This window comes from Tumebacillus lacus (genome assembly GCF_026410385.1).
Taxonomy (GTDB): Bacteria; Bacillota; Bacilli; order Tumebacillales; family Tumebacillaceae; genus Tumebacillus; species Tumebacillus lacus.
The window spans coordinates 1-18,933 of record NZ_JAPMLT010000019.1 but is presented as its reverse complement, the minus strand read 5'-3'; the positions used below and the strand labels follow the sequence as shown (position 1 = coordinate 18,933).

Annotated in this window: 19 protein-coding genes; 10 read left to right on the top strand and 9 right to left on the bottom strand. The window is 58.2% G+C overall.

The window, feature by feature from the left end; genetic code table 11:
* Positions 1–140 precede the first annotated feature (140 nt).
* The 3 genes from OS242_RS20885 to OS242_RS20875 all read left to right on the top strand — a co-directional run bounded on the left by OS242_RS20885 (position 141) and on the right by OS242_RS20875 (position 4,983).
* Entirely contained in the window at positions 141–3,167 is a 3,027-nt protein-coding gene (locus tag OS242_RS20885; RefSeq protein ID WP_267153616.1) for an efflux RND transporter permease subunit, read from the top strand.
* 119 nt (positions 3,168–3,286) lie between these two features.
* Positions 3,287–4,465, top strand: a complete 1,179-nt coding sequence (locus OS242_RS20880; RefSeq protein WP_267153615.1) for a YhgE/Pip domain-containing protein — start codon at positions 3,287–3,289, stop codon at positions 4,463–4,465.
* 62 nt (positions 4,466–4,527) lie between these two features.
* Positions 4,528–4,983: a cupin domain-containing protein gene (locus tag OS242_RS20875; RefSeq protein ID WP_407702141.1), complete on the top strand. Its 456-nt coding sequence runs from the start codon at positions 4,528–4,530 to the stop codon at positions 4,981–4,983.
* A gap of 24 nt (positions 4,984–5,007) precedes the next feature.
* Here the strand turns inward: OS242_RS20875 and OS242_RS20870 are convergent, their stop codons facing one another.
* Positions 5,008–6,039, bottom strand: coding sequence for an alpha/beta fold hydrolase (locus tag OS242_RS20870; RefSeq protein ID WP_267153614.1), 1,032 nt, complete (start codon positions 6,037–6,039; stop codon positions 5,008–5,010).
* Positions 6,040–6,065: 26 nt separating this feature from the next.
* Positions 6,066–6,671, bottom strand: coding sequence for a TetR/AcrR family transcriptional regulator (locus tag OS242_RS20865; RefSeq protein WP_267153613.1), 606 nt, complete (start codon positions 6,669–6,671; stop codon positions 6,066–6,068).
* 106 nt (positions 6,672–6,777) lie between these two features.
* On the opposite strand from OS242_RS20865, the gene OS242_RS20860 reads away from it, so the two are divergent.
* Together OS242_RS20860 and OS242_RS20855 are read left to right on the top strand one after the other, a co-directional pair.
* Entirely contained in the window at positions 6,778–7,107 is a 330-nt protein-coding gene (locus OS242_RS20860) for a DUF962 domain-containing protein (protein WP_267153612.1), read from the top strand.
* A 58-nt stretch (positions 7,108–7,165) separates the two neighbouring features.
* Positions 7,166–7,330, top strand: a complete 165-nt coding sequence (locus OS242_RS20855; RefSeq protein ID WP_267153611.1) for a hypothetical protein — start codon at positions 7,166–7,168, stop codon at positions 7,328–7,330.
* Positions 7,331–7,661: 331 nt separating this feature from the next.
* On the opposite strand, the gene OS242_RS20850 is transcribed toward OS242_RS20855, so the two are convergent.
* From OS242_RS20850 to OS242_RS20840, 3 genes are all read right to left on the bottom strand, one after another.
* On the bottom strand, positions 7,662–8,171 hold the full coding sequence (locus tag OS242_RS20850) for an RICIN domain-containing protein (protein ID WP_267153610.1): 510 nt from the start codon (positions 8,169–8,171) through the stop codon (positions 7,662–7,664).
* 274 nt (positions 8,172–8,445) lie between these two features.
* A complete protein-coding gene (locus OS242_RS20845; protein WP_267153609.1) occupies positions 8,446–9,762 on the bottom strand; it encodes a dicarboxylate/amino acid:cation symporter in 1,317 nt (438 codons plus the stop codon).
* 89 nt (positions 9,763–9,851) lie between these two features.
* A complete protein-coding gene (locus tag OS242_RS20840) occupies positions 9,852–10,106 on the bottom strand; it encodes a hypothetical protein (protein ID WP_267153608.1) in 255 nt (84 codons plus the stop codon).
* A gap of 205 nt (positions 10,107–10,311) precedes the next feature.
* Here OS242_RS20840 and OS242_RS20835 point away from each other — a divergent pair, with 205 nt between their 5' ends.
* The gene (locus OS242_RS20835) at positions 10,312–11,562 is read left to right on the top strand and encodes an ATP-binding protein (protein ID WP_267153607.1); all 1,251 of its coding nucleotides are present in this window, start codon (positions 10,312–10,314) and stop codon (positions 11,560–11,562) included.
* A 70-nt stretch (positions 11,563–11,632) separates the two neighbouring features.
* On the top strand, positions 11,633–11,815 hold the full coding sequence (locus OS242_RS20830; protein WP_267153606.1) for a hypothetical protein: 183 nt from the start codon (positions 11,633–11,635) through the stop codon (positions 11,813–11,815).
* 406 nt (positions 11,816–12,221) lie between these two features.
* On the opposite strand, the gene OS242_RS20825 is transcribed toward OS242_RS20830, so the two are convergent.
* Positions 12,222–12,470, bottom strand: a complete 249-nt coding sequence (locus OS242_RS20825) for a hypothetical protein (protein ID WP_267153605.1) — start codon at positions 12,468–12,470, stop codon at positions 12,222–12,224.
* A 50-nt stretch (positions 12,471–12,520) separates the two neighbouring features.
* Positions 12,521–13,357 (bottom strand): hypothetical protein, encoded by an 837-nt coding sequence (locus OS242_RS20820; RefSeq protein ID WP_267153604.1) that lies wholly within the window; start codon positions 13,355–13,357, stop codon positions 12,521–12,523.
* A 58-nt stretch (positions 13,358–13,415) separates the two neighbouring features.
* Here OS242_RS20820 and OS242_RS20815 point away from each other — a divergent pair, with 58 nt between their 5' ends.
* Positions 13,416–14,420 carry a phosphotransferase enzyme family protein gene (locus OS242_RS20815; protein ID WP_267153603.1) on the top strand — a complete coding sequence of 335 codons (1,005 nt, stop codon included), beginning with the start codon at positions 13,416–13,418 and terminating at the stop codon, positions 14,418–14,420.
* Between the two features lie 12 nt (positions 14,421–14,432).
* Positions 14,433–14,915 carry an NUDIX hydrolase gene (locus OS242_RS20810; protein ID WP_267153602.1) on the top strand — a complete coding sequence of 161 codons (483 nt, stop codon included), beginning with the start codon at positions 14,433–14,435 and terminating at the stop codon, positions 14,913–14,915.
* 68 nt (positions 14,916–14,983) lie between these two features.
* Here OS242_RS20810 and OS242_RS20805 read toward each other — a convergent pair whose 3' ends face one another.
* Positions 14,984–17,383 (bottom strand): M14 family metallopeptidase, encoded by a 2,400-nt coding sequence (locus OS242_RS20805; RefSeq protein ID WP_267153601.1) that lies wholly within the window; start codon positions 17,381–17,383, stop codon positions 14,984–14,986.
* A 158-nt stretch (positions 17,384–17,541) separates the two neighbouring features.
* Here OS242_RS20805 and OS242_RS20800 point away from each other — a divergent pair, with 158 nt between their 5' ends.
* Complete coding sequence (locus tag OS242_RS20800; protein WP_267153600.1) at positions 17,542–18,504, top strand: aldo/keto reductase; 963 nt, start codon at positions 17,542–17,544, stop codon at positions 18,502–18,504.
* A 133-nt stretch (positions 18,505–18,637) separates the two neighbouring features.
* Here the strand turns inward: OS242_RS20800 and OS242_RS20795 are convergent.
* A partial coding sequence (locus tag OS242_RS20795; RefSeq protein ID WP_267153599.1) for an LPXTG cell wall anchor domain-containing protein occupies positions 18,638–18,933 on the bottom strand: 296 nt, incomplete at its 5' end.

The window sequence follows — 18,933 nt, the reverse complement described above, 5'->3', positions numbered from 1 at the left end:
AAAGAAGGAGTTCGGAAGTCGGGTGGTCATATCCCGGTCATATTTTGGTCATATGACTGAAGGGTTTGGGAACTTTTTTGCGTCTATATTCGTAGTAAGAGTGGTCTGGTAAAAATTGCAGTGGGAGTGGGGGTATAAAAATGGTTCGCTTGACAAAGTGGGTGTTTGCGAACAAAGCGGCGCTTTTGATCCTCGTCGTGTTGACGATGGCTCTGGGCCTGCTCAGTTACAAGAACTTGCCGCGTGAGATGTTCCCGGCGATGGACGCACCGTATATCATGGTGACGACGCTCGCACAGGGATACGACGCGGATACGCTGGTGTCGCAGGTCGTCGACCCGATGGAAAAGGCGTTGGCTTCGGTCAACGGCAAAAAGAAGGTCACGTCTCAGACAGCAGACGGATATACGAGCATCAACATCACATTCGACTCCAAAGTCGTGATGAAGGATGCGGAGCGCGAAGTGGAAAAGGCGCTGTCCGGCATCCGTCTGCCGGAGGGCGTGAACAAGCCCAACATCATGGCGCTGAACACGTCGATGATCCCGGTCGTCGATGTCTCGGTCATGTTTGAAAAAGGCACCGCTCAGGACTACATCGACGATATCGAGCGCGATGTGATCCCGAAACTGCAAGGGGTGAAAGGGGTCTCCAACGCGTCCTTGTTCGGCAAAGAGCCGTCCACAGTGACGATCAAAGTCGATCAGGAAAAACTGGCGAAGGCACAACTGCCGATCCACATGCTCACCGGCGTGCTGCAAGGGCGCAACCTGACGGCTGCGGTCGGTGAAGAGACGCTGGACGGCAAAGCGACCAACCTGAAAGTGGTCGGCGCGGTCGAGGGCCTGAAAGCGCTGGAAGAGCTCCAACTGGCACCGAACGTCAAACTGAAAGACGTCGCCACGCTGGAAACCGCCTCGTCGTCGCAAAACCTCACCCGCATCAACGGCAAGGACGGGATGCTGGTGGTGATCTCCAAAAACTCAACCGCCAACGCGGTGCAGGTCGGTGAAGACGTGCGGGCCATCGTCGCCGAACTGAACGAAGACTACAAAGGCTCGCTGTCGTTTGACACGCCGTTCAACCAAGAAGAGCTGGTGTCAGGCTCGGTCGACTCGATGACCAAGGAAGTGCTGATGGGCGCGCTGTTCGCCACCATCGTCATCCTGTTGTTCCTGCGCAACATCCGCATGACGGCGATCACCGTCGTCTCGATCCCGCTGTCGCTGGCGATCACGCTGTGGTTGCTGGACTGGTCGGGCGTCACGCTAAACATCTTGACGCTCGGGGCGGTCGCCGTCGCCGTCGGCCGCCTGGTCGACGACTCCATCGTCGTCATCGAAAACATCTACCGCCGCTTCTCCGAAGGCGAGAAAACGCGCGAAGTCGTGATCACGGCGACCGGTGAGGTGGCATCGGCGATCACGTCGTCAACCTTGACGACCGTTGCGGTGTTTCTGCCGATGGGCCTTGTGTCCGGCTCTTTGTCGAAACTTCTCTATCCGTTCGCACTGACGATCACGTATTCCTTGCTGGCATCGCTTTTGGTGGCACTGACCGTCATTCCGGTGATGAGTGCCGGACTTTTGAAAAATGCCAAGATCCCGGAGCACAAACCACCGGTGCGCTTCACCAAGTTTGTCGAGTGGTCTTTGAACCGCAAATGGGTGCCGCTGCTGGTCGCAGTCTTGCTGCTGGTCGGCTCGGTCGGCGCGTACGTCGCGCTGCCCAAAGGCGCGGTCGACTCTTCAAACAAAGACATGATCAACGTCAAGCTCTCCTACCCGAGCGGCACGCCGCATGAAACGGTCAAACAAGGCGCGCTCGACCTCGACAAGTACATCAACGGTCAGCCGGGCGTGAAGCACAACTGGACGCTGATGGGCAACAGCGACGACGCAGCCAAATTTGGCGACGTGCGCTCGGCGACCACCGTCACGATGGCGGCGATCATGGACAAAGAAGCGGACGTGGATGTCGACGCCTTCCTGAAAGGGGTCCGCGATCAAAAATCGAAGCTCGGCGCGTCGGAACTGACCGCTGAAGCGCAGAATCTGATGAGTGCAGGCGGCGGCTCTGTCGTCACGCTGGAGATCCGCGGCAACAAGTTTGACGAGATCAAAACCTCTTCTGAGAAGGTCATCGACGAACTGGCTGCCCTCGACGGCGTGACCAAAGTCGAAAGCAACCAGAAAGACACCAAGCCGGCGCTGGAGATCCGCACTAAGCAAGACGCGGCTCTGTCCGCACAAGAGCTGTCGATGCAACTGGGCATGCTCCTGAACAACATGCCGGTCGGCCAGATCGAAGTCGAAGGCAAAGACACGACCGTCCTGCTCGACAGCGGTCTGAACCCGGACTCGGTCGACGAGATCAAAAACCTGCAAGTGATGGGCAAGACCGGCCCGGTCCCGGTCTCCGCTGTCGCCGATGTGGCGCAGTCGAACAAACCGAACACCGTCTACCGCACCGACGGTCACGAGTACATCCTCGTCTCGGCGACGGTCGATCCGAAGCGTCTGTCGGAGCTCGGGAAGACGATCCAACTAAAAGCGACTGAACTGCAAGAAGACATGCCGGACGGCGTCACCGTCGCAGTCGGCGGCTCAGCGGAAGACTTCGAAGGGGATATGGCGTCGCTCGGCTCTACGATGCTCGCCTCCATCGGCATCGTCTACCTGATCATGGTGATCACCTTCAAAGCGCTGCGCACGCCGCTGGCGATCCTGTTCACGCTGCCGCTGGCTGCCATCGGCGCGATGATCGGCATCATCCTCTCCGGCGTCACCATCGACAGCACGGTCGCCATCGGGGCGCTGATGCTGATCGGCATCGTCGTCACCAACGCCATCGTGCTGCTCGACCGCGTCAAGCAAAACGAGGAGACGATGCCGATCCGCGAAGCGTTGCTGGAAGCGACCGCCACGCGGATGCGTCCGATCGTCATGACGGCTGTCGCGACGGTCTGTGCGATGTTGCCGTTGCTCTTTGGCGAAGCGGAGACGGGCGCATTGGTCTCCAAAGGCCTGGCTGTTGTCGTCATCGGCGGCCTCTCCGTCGCGACCCTGCTCACGCTGGTGATCGTGCCGGTCATCTACGAACTGCTTCACTTCCGCACCGCTCGCAAAGAGCGCCGGATCAAAGCGGCTCAACCGGCACGCGCGTAATCGGCCTGTGCCAAACATCGAGAAATCCACTCGTCATATGACCGGGTGGATTTCTCTTTTATGACTTGCAATTGAGTACTCACTCAGAATATACTGAGGGCAAAGGAGTGAGGGAGAAAATGAAAAGCTTCGGGGACTTTTTCAAACAAAAACAAGTCTGGCTGGGTCTGTTGGCGATCACCGTCGTGGTGACGCTCCTCGCCTTTGCCAACTTTGGATCGACGATGAGCCCGCTGCCGCAAAACATGCCGGTGGCGTTGGTGATGCAGGATACCGGGGCGAAATGGCCGACCGGGCAAGAGATGAACTTCGGCAAACTGATCCAAGACAAACTGACGGCCGGCACGACGCCGACCGGTGATCCTTCGCCGTTTGTCTTTACCGTGCTGGACAGCGAACAGGCGGCGCTGGATGCGCTGGATCGCCAAACCTACTACGGAGCGGTCGTGCTCCCGGCAGACATGACGCAAAAACTCCTGTCTCTGCAAAGCCCTCAGCCGCAATCGCCGGAGGTGAAGATCCTCGTCAACCAAGGCAAAAACTTTAACGGCGCCCAGGCGGTCGGCACCGGTTTTGAAAAGATGATCGCGGCGGTGAACGGGCAACTGCGCGACCAACTGCTCACCCAGATCGAGCAGCGCGGCGGTCAACTGAGCGTCGCCCAAGCGCGCGCGCTGGCGACACCCTTGACCGCGACGGTGCTCCCGGTCAACGCGGTCGGCGCGAACAGTGTCGGCGGCAACGCGCCGGTGATGCTGACCTCACTGATGTGGCTGGGCGGCATGATCGGCACGGTTCTGCTGTTCCTGGCACGGGGCAAGGTGCAGGTGCCGGGGCGCCGCTTTGGCGCATGGGTCGCTCAACTGTTGAGCGGCGCGGTGTACGCGGGTCTGGCGGCTGCGGTGGCCTTGCTGATCACGCAGGGGGTATTGGGAATGGATGTGCCCGACACCGGCAAGCTGTGGCTGTTCCTGACGTTTGTCTGCTACTCGTTCTTCCTGTTGCAGACGATGGTGGTCAACTGGCTCGGATTTGCCGGGATGCCGCTGTTTATCCTCGTGTTCTTCTTTGGCGGTCCGGTGCTGGGCCTGCCGATGGAGTTCCTGCCGGGCGTGACCCAAGACTGGCTGATGTCGTGGCTGCCGCTGCGCTTTGCCGTCGAGGGCCTGCGCGACATTCTGTATTTCCAAAAGGATCTCAATCTGACCGCTCCGGCGACGACGCTCGGGATCATCGCTGCTGTCAGCGCGGTGCTGGCCTTGCTCGCTGTCGTGAAAAAAGAACGCACAAAAATTTAATAGGTGACTTCCTGTTTGTTTTGGTAAAATGGAGAAGAGAAAAGCAAAGGGTGGTGTCTTCTGTGGAAAAAATGGTGGAGAAGATTTTGCAAGGCGATCATTTCACGGCGGCTCAGGTCGGCGAGTGGGAGCAGGTCGGCGGCTATGCGACGGAGTTCCCGGGCTTTACGGCGAACGGCAAGCTGTTCCTGAAAGATCTGCTCGGCATGACCGGGATGGAGATCTCGATGAACGTGTTGCCCGCTGGCGTGGTCATGCCGTTCCAGCATCAGCACAAGGAAAATGAAGAGGTCTACATCTTTGTCAAAGGCAGCGGCCAGTTTATGGTCGACGGCCAAGAGATCCCGGTCCAGGAAGGCACCGTCATCCGCGTCGGGACCGAGGGCAACCGCTCGTGGCGCAACAACTCCACGGAAGACTTGCATTACATCGTCATCCAAGCGAAGGAGCACTCGCTCACACAGGCGACCCTTGGCGACGGCATCGTGATCCCGGGCCGTCCGGACGCTTGGAAATAATGAATAGAGAAAACCCCGCACCGCCTAGTTGGCGATGCGGGGTTTTTCTGCGTCTGTGCGCAGTCCGACGGGGCGGACGGTGTCGATCAGAAAGGAGCAGAACAGCTCCGGCTGTTCGTAGTTGGCGAGGTGGCCGGCTTGCTCCAGCAGGAGGAGCTGTTTGTACGGGGCTTTGAGCTGGTTCAGATACTGTTTGGTGAGCGCGGCGTTGGTGACGCGGTCTTTGCGTCCGGCGACGAAGAAGACCGGGACTTTGATCTCCTTGATCTGCTGGGGGAAATTGCAGGCGGCCATCTCCGACCACGCGTGGTTCATCGAGAACTTCAGCGCTTTCAGATAGCGCAGCCGTTCCGGCCACGTGAACTCGGGCGCGAGGACGTTGCTTATCGCCCAACGCATCAGATGCTTCGGGTCGGCGGTGACGCCGCCGACTTTGCCGAGGCAGTCGCGGGCGGAGATCGTGTCACGGATCGAGTCGAACATGCCGTTGACAGGAGCGCCGATGCGCATGAGCTCTTGTTCGACTTTGCGATTGCGGCGCAGACGGGCTTCGGCGAGGGCGAAGGAATAGGAGATCGACTCTTCTTCGGCGCGGTTGACGACTTGGTTGACCCCGATGTAGGCGTGGACGACCTCCGGGTAGCGGTAGGCGAGCACGAGCCCGACCGCGGTGCCCCAAGAGTGGCCGAAGACAAAGACCTTCTGTTGGCCGAGTTGTTGGCACAGGTGCAGGATCAACTCGTGCGCGTCGTCGACGATGCGAGTGAGCGTCATCGTCTGCGGCGGGATGTCGTCGCGGTAGGACTTGCCGGCTCCCCGTTGGTCGAGGTGGACAACGGTGAAGTGCTTTTCCAACTCGGCGTTTTGTCGGAACAGAGCGCCGTGCTCCGTGCCGCCGGGTCCCCCGTGCAGGAAAAGCAGGATCGGGTGGCTGCGGTCATGGGAGCGGATCGTGTAGGACTGCCGGACGCCGCCGAGCGTCACCGTTTCAATCGCGGAGAGGGCGTTCGGGCCGGGAATGGCCGGGGTGTAGCCGCCGACTAGTTTTTTAAACATAAAGAATCGCCTCCTGTAGGGTCAGGTCAAACGGATACGGCTTGCAAGAAAAAGTGCAGGTGGTCGATCATGCGCTGCTCGATCTCCGAGGTGTCTTTGTCCTCCCATTTGAGCAGGTTGAACTCGGTGACCATCGCAAAGATCGGGTATTGATACTCGGCGGCCAAGAGGCGCGGCGAGAGCGGTTTGATCAGCCCTGCCTCGACCCAGCGGGCAAAGATCTGCTCCAGCCAGGCGAGAGTGCCTTGGATCATGTGATCGAGCAGGATCGTGCGGGCGCGAGGGTCGCGGTATTGTTCGACGTAGACGATGTTCCACACCTTGCCGATCTGCGGCTGAGCGGCGTGGGCTTTGAAGTTGAGCAGGCCTTGGAGCAGAAACTGCTCCGGCGTGGTACGGCTCAAGATCTCGTCGACCACCTGAAGCGGCGGTGTGATCCGGGCAAAGTCGATGCGAAAGTTTTCGAGGATCGTGCCGAGGATCTCGTCTTTGTTTGTAAAATGGTTATAGAGTGAGCTTTCCTTGATCCCGACAGCGCCGGTGATCTCCCGGATGGAGACGCCGTTGTAACCCTTTTTGGAAAAGAGGTCGATGGCGACGTCAAGGATGCGCTCTTTGGTGGTTGGTGTCATTTGGTACATCACCTCTTGGATACAGAATAACTAACGTTCGTTAGTTTTGTCAAGTGAACCAATTTGTGATAAAATTTTGAAAACGGACAGAGAGGGGAAGAGCTGCTTGCACTTTTCTTCCTATGAGGAATTTTGGCCGCATTACGTGCGGCAACATGCCAAAAAAGCGACGCGGGTCTGGCATGCGGTGGGCACGTCGTGCGTGTTTCTGCTGTTGCTGACCGCCCTGCTGACGGGGAACTGGTGGTGGGTCTTGCTGATCCCGGTGATCGCGTACGGGCTGGCGTGGTACAGTCATTTCTTTATCGAAGGCAACAAACCGGCGACGTTCGGCCATCCGGTGTGGTCGTTGCGGGCCGATTTTCGGATGTATTTTTATATTCTCACCGGGCGCATGGAGCGCGAGGTGCAAAAAGCCGTTTCCCTGAACAAATAGGGGATGGCTTTTTTTTTCTTGAAAATGGTATTATTTTGCTCCTTATGGGAAACAGCTCGTGATCATCAATCACGGGCGGAAGGTTTACGACGGCACGCTGGAAGACCTGCGGGAGAAGCACCCGCTGCCGAGCGTGCTGGAGGTGGAGTTTCACGGGCAGGTGGAAACAGGGCGGCTGCCGGACGGAGCACTCTACGACGGGGAAAGCGAGGCTCGCGTTTGACAAGCGGGAGGTGCGGCCGATCCCGTTGATTGAAAGGCTGGCGGAGTGCGGAGAAGTCAGGGATATCCAGATCCAGGCTCCGAAGATTGAGGAGATTATCAAGCAGATCTATAACGAATAAGCCCCCTGTATCAGAGAGCACTGCAAAAAGCCTCGCAGCAGTTTCTTCGAAGAAAACGCGACCCCGTTGCACCGTATACTGGCATTTAAAAACGAACCCCTGCTGGGGGAAGTCAAGACGTAACAGAAAGAAGGACAAGCACCTACTTGACGTAGATGCTTGTCCTTTTGCATGGTACAACCGGAGTTGGCCCGTTTTTAGACTGCGTGATTAAAGCGGCACGATGGTCCAGGCCTGAGTGTTAATGTCAGAGAGGGCTTGCCAGAGATGAACAACGCCCCCATTGCTAAGGGAGTTTAACCGAATATCCATGACTTTGCCATAAGGCTTCGAGGCAATTTTGTAGGCACTGCCGAACGGCTGGATATCCCATTTTTCGCTTTCACGATTATCAAAGATCATTTGATAAACGCCAGAGCCGTTGGAAGATCCGTTAGCGTATGCTGCCAACCCGCTGTTTACATTGACCAGATAGTAGTACCCGTCCATGGTCGGCTTCAGCTTCCAATGCTGGCTCGCCAAGCCTAGGTAATCCCACTGATGGATGATTTCGCCCGAATCGGTGGAGTTAAATTTTACGTCCAAGGCTTTCCCGCTGCCTTGGTTGATAATTTTGTAGGTCGCGTTCGGATCAAATGTCGCTGCCTCCGCCGCAGAACCCAAACCGGCGAACACAGCCGCGCTCAACGCCATCATTGCGAAAATCTTCGACTTTTTCATTTACAACACTCCCTCTATTTGATATTTCAATACTAACATGTTTTTAACACGATTACGATGATTCTTTTGTCCTATCATTAGTATGAATATTTTAATAAATTTATCTTTTTTATTAAAGTATTTGCATAAAAAGATCTCCTGTTTCATGTGCGCCGTCGTGGATGTAAAACGAATGACACGACTGAAAGAACGAGAAAGGCTAGCCTCCTGAGTGAAGGCTAGCCTTTTTTCCTGCTAAGATTCGGTCGGTACCTTGCTTATCACGGGGCTCTTTTTACGCCGCGCTCGCTTCCAGTTCTTCGTCCGCTTCGTTGTTGAAGGCGTCGCGGTCGAACTCGCCTTCGGAGTTGGCGACGACGAGGGCGGAGACGGTGGTGCCGGTGGCGTTAACGGCGGTGCGGGCCATGTCGATGACCGCGTCGATGCCGAGCACCAGCGCGAACCCTTCCAGCGGCAAACCCATCGCCGTCAAGACGACGGTCGTCGAGATCGTCGCCGGACCCGGTACGCCGGCGGTGCCGATCGAGGCGATGATCGCCGAACCGACGAGGATCAGGTAGTCGGTGAAGCCGAGGTCAATCCCGTACACGCGAGCGACGAACACGGCCACAATCGCCGGATACAGCCCGCCGCAGCCGTTCATGTTGATCGTCGCACCGAGCGGCGCGACGAACGAGGCGATCTTGTCGGACACTTTCATCCGTTTCGTGATGACCTCCAGATTGACCGGCAGCGTCGCATAGGAACTGCGCGTGGTAAAAGCGACCGAGATCGTCGGGATCGCTTTTTTGAAGAAGCGCAGCGGATTGACTTTCGCCACGAACGCCAGCAGGCCGCCGTACGTGATCACCATGTGCAGCAGGCAGGCGAGATAGACGGCGAGCACCACTTTGCCGAGCGGCAACAGAGCGGACAGACCGTATTTGGACGCCATCGCCGTCATCAGGCCAAACACGCCGTACGGAGTCAGCTTGATCACCAACTTCGTGACGCGGAACATGATCTGGGTGAACGAATCGATGAACGATTTGAACGGTTTGACCCGCTCCGGGTGCCGTTGCCCTTCGATGGTGATCGCCACGGCGATGAAGATCGCAAAGATGATCAACGGCACGATCTTGCCGTTCGCCATCTCGTTGATCGGGTTGGACGGCACGAGGTCGAGCAGGACTTTGTCAAACGCCGGCACTTCGCGCGGCTTGAACGATTCGTCCTGCGTCAGCGGGATACCGGCACCCGGATCGAGCGCCAACGCGACGAGCAGACCGATCACCGCTGCGATGCCGGTGGTGATCAAGAACAGGCTCACCGTCTTGATCCCGATCTTTTTCAACTGTCCCGGATCGGACAGTGCGGTGATCGCCGTGATGATCGCACCGACCACCAGCGGGATGACGACCATTTTGATCAGGCTCACGTAGACCGAGCCGACCAGCCCGACTTTGGCCGCATCCGCGCCAAAGTACGCGCCGACGCCGATGCCCAGCGCCATCGCGACGAAGACGCGGGTGCCAAAGCCGACTTTTTTCACAGCCAAGAAATAGAGCACGAAAAGCAAGAGTGCAGAAACAATCCATGAAACGACTGCCATTGTGAAAAAGCACCTCCCTATGAGATTCGATGATGACTTATTCTATCTCATAGAATAGTACTCGGCAATAGTCGGATTTATGACTTGGCTTATTGATTTCTGGAACGGAACAGCAAAAAGCGCACAAAATGGCCCACGGAGTACGTGACGGTGATCAGCAACATCAAAAAGCCGATGATCGCAAACAGCACCGTCCATCCGGCCGACAGGAAGTGGGTGATATAGAGGATGATCGCCAGCACGACGATCAGGAAGAGCGTTTTCCAAAACTGCCGTCCGGCGTGGTACAGTTCTTCTGCGGCGCGGCTGTTGAAGGTACGCAAAGGTTTTTCTTTATCTGCCATGTATCGGTTCACTCCTAGTAGGCATGTCTTCTCGAAATATTGTATCACACAAAGACGCCCCCGTAAGGTGGCAGGCCTGATGTTGGGCGGAGGGGAGTGACGTTGCCTTTTTATGTATATTTTTCTGAAAATTTTTTCATTGGAGATAGCAGGGAATCTCTAGTGTGTACAGGAATTCAGATACTAGGAAGAGGAGGGATCGTGGATGGTCTTGAACAATCTGCTGTTGAACATTTTCGTGAACTTCTTTGCGGTGTTGTCGCTGTATGCGGTCCGCTTGAACGGGATCTCTCAAAATCTGTGGAGCGGGCTGTTGCTGGCCGCTGCCACGGTGTTGTGCATGACGTTTCCGATTTTTGAAAACTATACATATCTGTTTGACCTGCGCATCGTGCCGCTGTTGTTCAGCGTGTTGTACGGCGGGTATGGAGTGGGGTTGTTTGTCACCGCTGTCTTTGTCGGCTATCGTTTCTTCCTCGGCGGGGATCATGTGTGGGTGGCGATGCTGTGCTACCTGCCGATGATCGCGGGGGCGTTTTATTTGCAAGGGCGGGGCTTTTTCCACGGACGTCGCCACAAGCTCTTGGTGATGACCGCGTACACGACGCTGTGCGGGCTGGTGGTGGCGGTGGTGACGTATTGGCGGGCGGAGGTGGAGCGAGGCAATTTTGATGAATACGACTGGCTGATGGTCGGGTTTGTGCTGTTGCACGGCTTGACGGTGTGGGCGTGCGGGCTGCTCTATGAGACGCTGCGGGAAAACGGCGAGATGCGGGTGCAGATGCGCCGTTTGGAACAGCAGGAGGTGCTGGGGCAACTGGCTGCGTCGATCGCGCATGAGGTGCGCAATCCGATGACGGTGGTCAAAGGATTTATGCAACTGCTGGAGCGCGATGTCGAGCAGGAAAAATCGCGCCAGTATGTGCAGTTGATGGTGCAGGAGTTGAATCGGGCGGAAGGGATCATTGAGGACTATCTGGCGTTTGCCAGGCCGCACATCGAGAGCCGGACGGAGGTGCAGGTGCCGGAGCGGACGGGGCAGGTGCTGAAGGCGATGGAATCGTATGCGTCGGTACGGGGTGTGAGGTTGGCGCAAGGGGCGAGCGGCTGCGGGCTGGTGATCCAAGGCGATCCGAACCGATTTTCGCAAGTGCTGATCAACGTGATCAAAAACGGGATCGAAGCGATGCCGGACGGCGGCGTGCTGACGGTGCATGTGTACCGGGAGAAAAGCGACGTCTGCGTCGAGGTGACAGACACCGGCGTCGGGATGACGCGGGCGGAGGTGGAGCGCCTCGGCAGTCCGTTTTATTCGACGAAGGAAAAGGGAACGGGCCTTGGCATGATGCTCGCGTACCGGATCATCGCCGCGATGAACGGCCGGATCACCGTCGAGAGCGAGAAGGGGAAAGGGACGCAGGTGACCGTCCGGCTGCCGGTGTCGCGAGGCGAGTAGCGGTCGCATGGCAGACGCACGGGTGGGGCATACTTCCTTTGATTTCATCGAAAAGGAAGGAGCTGGCAAGATGTCTCAAGACAACCACCCGATCCGCGGCGTATCGGACGAGCACGTCGTCTCCACCAAGGAAGAGGACGCGACGAACAAAGCGTCGTTCCCTCGCCGCAACCAGAGCTCGACGATGGCCTCCCCGTTTGCGCTCGACCCGGACGCGGAATCGCCGCTGTCGACGTCTCCGTCGGAGGAGTGAGGGAGGAGCATGGAAAAAAGCCTGTGATCGCGAGCGAGTGTCGCGGTGACAGGCTTTTTGGCGATTTCGTCGTCTATTTAAACCAGAGCGTGCGGAAATGGTCCCAGCCGAAACAGTTGACGGACAAATCGCGACTCATGGTAGGTGTAGATGTGCGCCGGGTCGACCAGTGAATCGGTGAGGTGCATGGGATCGGGGAACTTCTTTTGTCTTATCGTCTGCAGAAAAGGGGAAATCGAGCAGATGAATTTTACCCTTTTTTTTAATCCTTTTCTATCCTAGAATAAGGAAAAAGGAGATGTGAGGAAGAGAAGGAGACGACAACGCCGGAGGTGGCGTCGCAGGCGTAGCAAAGGGCACCCGGCGTGGGTGCCCTGTGTCCGTGTCATGGAGATGTGTTCGGTCATTAGTGAAGCAATAGGGAGGCGTTTTCGCCGCTCACCAGCCAGGGTTCGACGCCGTCGTGGGGAGTCAGGGAAAGGCCGATGTCAGGACTCATGCTGTCATCGAGGAAGCCGCTGATCCACATCCTTTCGTCGTAGGTCAGTTCCCAGAGAGCGACTTCGTCACGGGATTGCGGGAGCGGAAGATCCGGGTCGAGCACGGAGCCGTGGGAGCGAAGGGTCATCAGGGCGTTCAGGATCGATTTTTTCATGAGTGAGTTCCTCCTTCAGATTGAGAGAAATGGTGTGGGACCGTTTCGTCTTAATGAGAAGAAGGAGCGTGCGGCGGTCGACCGGGAGGCGCTTGTGACCAGTCGGTGAAGTCGGCGGTCGTCTCGCTGTAGCTCACAGACCGGCCGCCCGGTGCTTGCAGGTGCAGCCCTTTGGCGGCGACGGCCGGATGCGGAGCGTGGGTGCCGTTGCCATTGTGACTGCTGTTGCCTTCGGCGGCCGATGGGCCGGGGAGCGGCGGCAGGGGTGTGGACAGAGGCACTGCGGCCTGCGATTGCACGGAGACTGCCTTGCGTTCGGTCGCCAGCGATGCTTCTGGAGCGGGCAGGTTTGGGACCGCACGGGGCATCTGCGCAGGCGTCGGGTCGGGCGCGGACGTTGGCTTCCGATTCGGCTGCGGCTTCTGCGGAGCCGGGAGCGGCAGGAATACGTCGGCATCGAGTTCTGCGTCGAGCACGGGCGTGTCGACGCGCAGATTGCGGTCCGGGATGTCGAGTTCTGTGTCGAGCACGGGCGTGTCGACGCGCAGATTGAGATCCGGGACGTCGAGTTCTGTGTCGAGCACGGGTGTGTCGACGCGCAGGTTGAGATCTGGGACGTCGAGTTCTGCGTCGAGCACAGGGGTCTCCATCCGCAGACCGGCACCGTTTGTGTCGGCTTTCAACAGCGGCATGTCCGAGAGCAGCGGTACATCGACCTGTGCCGAGACACCGGTCTCACTGCCGAGATGCAACCGAGCGATGCCGAGGTCGAGCGCCGCAGCGTCGGCTGGATCCTCCGCGTCCAGACCCAGCCAGCCGGTCAGCAGCAGCGCACTGAGGGCGATCACACGGGTCGTCCGACGCAAAAAGGGGTTGTGGAAAAGCACCGGGATTCACCTCCCTTCACATTCTGTTACGATACACATTCGAGGAGCGTGTCTTTTTTTGAACCGTCAAATCCAAGATTTATTTGAAGATTCCGTATTAACAGAAGCGGCCCGCCGATACGGCGTGGCAGCAGCAGCCCTGAAGAGCTTGGGCGGATTTGAGAGCTTTGTCTATGAGTATGAAAAGGCGGGCCGCCTCTATATCCTGAAGATCACACACACCTCCCGCCGCTCGCCCGACTACATCCTTGGCGAACTGGACTGGCTGAACCACCTCGCAGACCGCGGCGTGTCAGCCGCCCGCGCCGTGCCGTCGCAAGCGGGCCGCCTCGTCGAACAGATCCCCGCCAAAGACGGCGCTTCGCACTGGCTCGCCATCTCATACGTCAAAGCACCGGGTCATCTGATCGGCGCGGATGACTGGCACGACGATACGTTCCGCAAATGGGGCAAGCAGGTCGGCAAGATGCACGCTTTGACCCAACAGTACCAAGTGCCCGACCCGAAGTTCAAACGCATCGAATGGGACGAGTCGGAAGAGTACGACCTCGATCTCTACCTTCCGGAGAGCGAAGTCTTATTTAAAGAAAAAGCGGCCCGCGTCATGGTCCGCGCTGAAGCATTGCCCCGCGAGTCGGACGGCTACGGTCTGGTGCACTTCGATGTGCATCATGGCAATTTCCACATTCAAAACGGCGAGATCATGCTGTTCGACTTTGACGACTGCCAATATTCCTATTTCATGTACGACATCGCGATCTGCCTCTACAACACTTTGTGGTTCCCCAAAGTGCCGGTGGCAGACCGCACCGCATTTGCCTGCCGTTATCTGGAAGCGTTCATGTGCGGCTATGAAGAGGAAAACCACCTCGATCTGAAATGGTTCGCGCATCTCCATGATTTTCTGCGGCTGCGGCACATTGACCTGTACTCCGTGTTTCACCGGAGCTGGGACCTGAACAACCTCGAACCGTGGCAGGCGGACGTGATGGCGCGGATCAAGCGCGAGATCGAAGAGGAACTGCCGGTGATGGGGATCGATTTTGCAAAGTTGATCGAATAGGGGTGATTTCGTATGCCGATGGGATCCTATCTTTCTCGTTTGCGCGAGTTGGTGGGCGATATGGACTTGCTCTTAGTCGCTGCGTCCGTGTTGGTATTCGATGAGCAAGACCGTCTTTTGTTGCATCATCGAACCGACAATGACAAATGGGGCATACCGGGCGGCTATTTGGAACCGGGTGAGTTGGTTGAGGAAGCAGCGCGTCGCGAGGTCATGGAGGAGACTGGGCTGACACTGGGTAAATTAGAGTTGTTTGGGATTTATTCGGGCCCGGAGCGTCAAGTCAAACTGCCGAACGGGCATCGGATCTCTAACTTCAAGACCGTATTTATGTGCCGCGAATTTTACGGAAAGCCGACGAGCGAGACGGTGGACGGTGAATCGAAGGACGTTCGTTTCTTTTCCTTGCAGGAGATCCCTGACAATTTCTTTGAAGCGCAGCGTCATATCTTAGAGGATCTGCGATCTGGTTTGAAGCCGCCTTTCATAAAATAGCGGAGAAAAAAGGAGAATGATCATTTGAAAACGCCAGCCCATCGGGTTGGCGTTTTTGAGTGAGGAATTTATTGAATGGTTATGGTCGCCGTGTTGTAGTTTTTCCCGTTGCCGCTCGGGTTGTAGTTTCCTTCCACGTTGCCGCTGGGGTCGACGGAGAACCAGTTGACGGTGGCGGAGCGGTCGATCCGGATCGGGGCGGCCCCTTCGCGGGTGCCGGCCAGTTTGACTTTTTCCGAGGTGAAGGTCGGGCGGCTGCCGTCGAGGGTGTAGTAGACGGTGGCCGGTTCGCTCGTTTCAAATTGCAGATCGACCGCGTCGGTATAAGTACCCGCCTCCGGGGCCAACGTCGATTTTGGCGGTTGACGGTCTTTGCCGTACGCATACGCCACATCGAGCAGCCCGATCAGGCCGTTCGAGAACTCCAGCGCCTCTTGGTGCCCTTCCGCAAACGGCGGTTGGAAGCCGACCGCGCGCCATGTGCCTGTCGCCGGGTCATACAGATCCGCCCCGACCTCGAAGTCCCAGCCGTAGATGCCGCGGTTGTACCAGAGGTCGTCGGCCGAGTTGCCCGCCGCCGAGTAGAGCACGTCGATGACCGGTCCCGTGTAGCCGGGGAAGATCACCGTGCCGCGATGCTCTTTGATCTCGTCGAGGATGCGCTCCGATGCCGCCCAGAAGAAGGCTTCCTCACCGGCGGTCGGTCGCGGCAACGACTGGCGGCCGCTCGCTTTGTATGCACCCGGAGGCCACATGAAGAAGCCGCCGTAGGAGTGGACGTTCATCGCGAACTTAATATTCGTGAAATGATCGGCGAGCCAGACGACGTTTTGGCTTTCCGGCTCGGACAGTTCCTCCGGTCCGGCGTAGGTGCCGCTCTGGCAGTTGGTCGCCGATGCGCCCGCATAGCCGTCAAACACCGAGCCGACCCGATAGTTGCGGTTGATGTCGACGCCCCAGTTGTTGCGCAGGAGCGGGTCGGACGCAGCCGGGCCGCAGTGGTTGGTCATGTTTTTGCGCTGCATGTTGTAGTCGAAGAACGAGTAGTGCGCACCGTCCGGGTTGACCGACGGGATGATGAAGATGTCGAGGTTGTCGACCAACTTCTTGGTCTCGCCGTCGTGCCCGTAGTTGCGCAGGAGTCGCTCCGCCGTCTCCACAGCGACCAGCGGGGTGACCCACTCGCGGGCGTGCTCTTGGGAATACGCCATCACGCCGGTCTTGGAGCCGTCGCGGTGTTTGCCGATGCGGATCGCCCGGACTTGAAACGGATCGCGCGAGATGTTGCTCGGGGCTTTCAATCCGTCGGAGAGCGTGACCGCGCCGGTCGGTGCCACGAGACCTGCGCCCGCGTTGCCTCGATACGTGGTGGCGGCGACGAGGTGGCCCGCTTTTTCGTTAAGAGCGGCGACGACCTGTGCCGCCGTGCTGGATGCTGCACCGGACGCGTCGGTGGCGAGGTGGACGGTGATCTTGCGGCTGTCGGCCTTCACGGTCAGCGGCGCGTCGGCTCCGGCGGAGACGAGCAGCTCGACGGCGAGGCCGTTGCCTCCTTCGCTGCCGTATGCGGTCGAGGTAACGACGACAGACGAGGATGCCCCGTTGCCGAGTACTGCCTGCGCGTGACGACGGTAGCCGTTGGTGAGGTTTGGCAACTCGATGATCTCGGCGAGGCCGGGGTACTCGGCGGCCAGCGACTCGATGCGGTCGTAGACCTCCGTCGGGTTCATGTAGTGGGTGATAAAGTCGGACACGTAGTGCTTGTCCGGCTTTGGCGGTTTGATGTCTTCTCCGACCCAGTCATTGACCGGGACGGTGGTCGTGCCGCCGAGGGCGCTGGTGATCGTGATCTCCCCCGGACGCTCGGTGACGGGCACGAACAGATAGTGGTACATGTACTGCCCGGAGTCGTTCCAGCCGCTCAGCGTCGCTTCGCCGCCTGCCCACGTCGCTTTCAGCGGATTGGTCGGGACGTTGCCTGCGCTCGATTTGGCTTCGACGTAGAGGAAGGAGCCGGATGCATTCGTGAAAAAGTCGGCCCGGAGCACGGTGATCTCATCGACGGAGAGGATCGCTGCGTTCTCCGCTTGCAACACGCGGTTGCGTTCGGCGATGCGTGCCTCCCAGTCCGATTTGGTGAACAGTTTGTGCAGGAGGCGCACCCCTCGTTTCTCCAGAGCGGCCAGTTCGGTCGGCGTGACGACCAGATCGATCTCGTAGCCGGCAGCGGTTGCTTTCAGTCGGTGTTCGACGTCGACGCCCTGTTCGAGCAGGCGGTCGACGGCGTCCCGGTCTTGGACGAGCACGGTGACGAGCATCGGGTCTTCCGCCGTGAGGGCGAGCCCGGCGGCTGCGGGGTTGTCCGCGTGGACAGCAGACCCCGGCCACAAAAGTGACGCCCCGAGGGCGGCCGACAGCCACCATGAGGTCAGACGGGAGCGGCGGGACGATGTGGTATCGGAACTCATAGATTGAAAAACTCCTTCCCAAGTGCGAGAATCGGATTTGTTTTCTCTCTATGCTATATATGTTTAGAATTTTCTAGTTATAATACTTTCCCGAAAAGTTCCCCTCATTTTACCAAAGCCCGTTTTATGGCAAAATGGATCGGAAGGGAGTGACGAAGATGCAATACGTAAATTTGGGCCGGGCCGGTGTGAAAGTGTCCCGGTATTGCCTTGGCACGATGATGTTTGGCTCGTGGGGCATCGACGAGAAAGAATCTGTGAAGGTGATCCACCGCGCTTTGGATGCGGGGATCAATTTTTATGATATGGCCGACATCTACGGGGGCGGCACGTCGGAGGAGATCGTCGGACGCGCGTTGCAGCATAAGCGTGACGAGGTGATCCTCGCGACTAAATTCAAGATACGCACAGAAGAGGGCCCGAACGGCGAAGGGGCGTCCCGCTACCGGATCATGCGGCAGGTGGAGGAGTCGTTGAAGCGGCTCGGCACCGACTACATCGACCTCTACCAGATCCACCGGCCGGACCCGACGACTCCGCTCGATGAGACGATGCGGGCGTTGGACGATCTGGTGCGTCAGGGGAAAGTGCGCTATATCGGCTGCTCCAACTTTGATGCATGGCGGATCGTCGAGAGCCTGTGGATCAGTGACAAAATGAATCTGGAGCGGTTTGTCACCAATCAGCCGTCCTACTCGCTGCTCGACCGCCACATCGAGCAGGAGATCCGTCCGGTCTCGGAGCGGTACGGACTCGCCACGCTCTGCTATTCGCCCCTTGGCGGCGGCTGGCTGACCGGGAAATACAACAACGTCGCCGCCATGCCGGAAGGAAGCCGCGGAGAGCAGCACGGCTGGGATTTCACCACCCCGGAAAATCAGGACAAGCTCCGCAAAGTCGAGCGATTGACCGCCATGGCCGAGCGTAAAGAGATCACGCTTGCCCAGTTGGCGCTGGCTTGGCTGCTCCATCAAGGAGACTCGGTGATCCCGATTATCGGAGCCAAATCGGTCGAACAGCTCAACGCCAATTTGAGCGCGTTTGACGTGCAACTGAGTGCGGACGAACTGGCGGAGATCGAGAACATCGTGCCGTCACCGTATTTCGATTTCTCGAAGTAAGGAAAGGGAAGAGAAGGGAAAGGCCGTCTGAGAGGGCGATCTTTTTAAAACGATGATCAGACGGGGCGATCGATTGGGAAGCGGCGATGAAAGAAAAAAAAGCGTCTGCTGAGGAGCAGACGCTTTTTCTACTTTATCTCGCAAATCGGCGGTAGGTCAGCAGGCTGCCTGCGAACAGGCAGAGAAGCAGGCCGATCCAAGGCAGGATCGATTCTTTCTCGCCTGTCAGCGGGAGTTGGGTGCCGATGGCGGCCGGTTTGTCGTTTGCACCCGGTTGCGGATGGTGCGGGTACGCACCGTCTGTGCCCGGAGTGCCCGGAGTGCCCGGAGTGCCCGGAGTGCCCGGAGTGCCCGGAGTGCCCGGAGTGCCCGGAGTGCCCGGAGTGCCCGGAGTGCCCGGAGTGCCCGGAGTGCCCGGAGTGCCCGGAG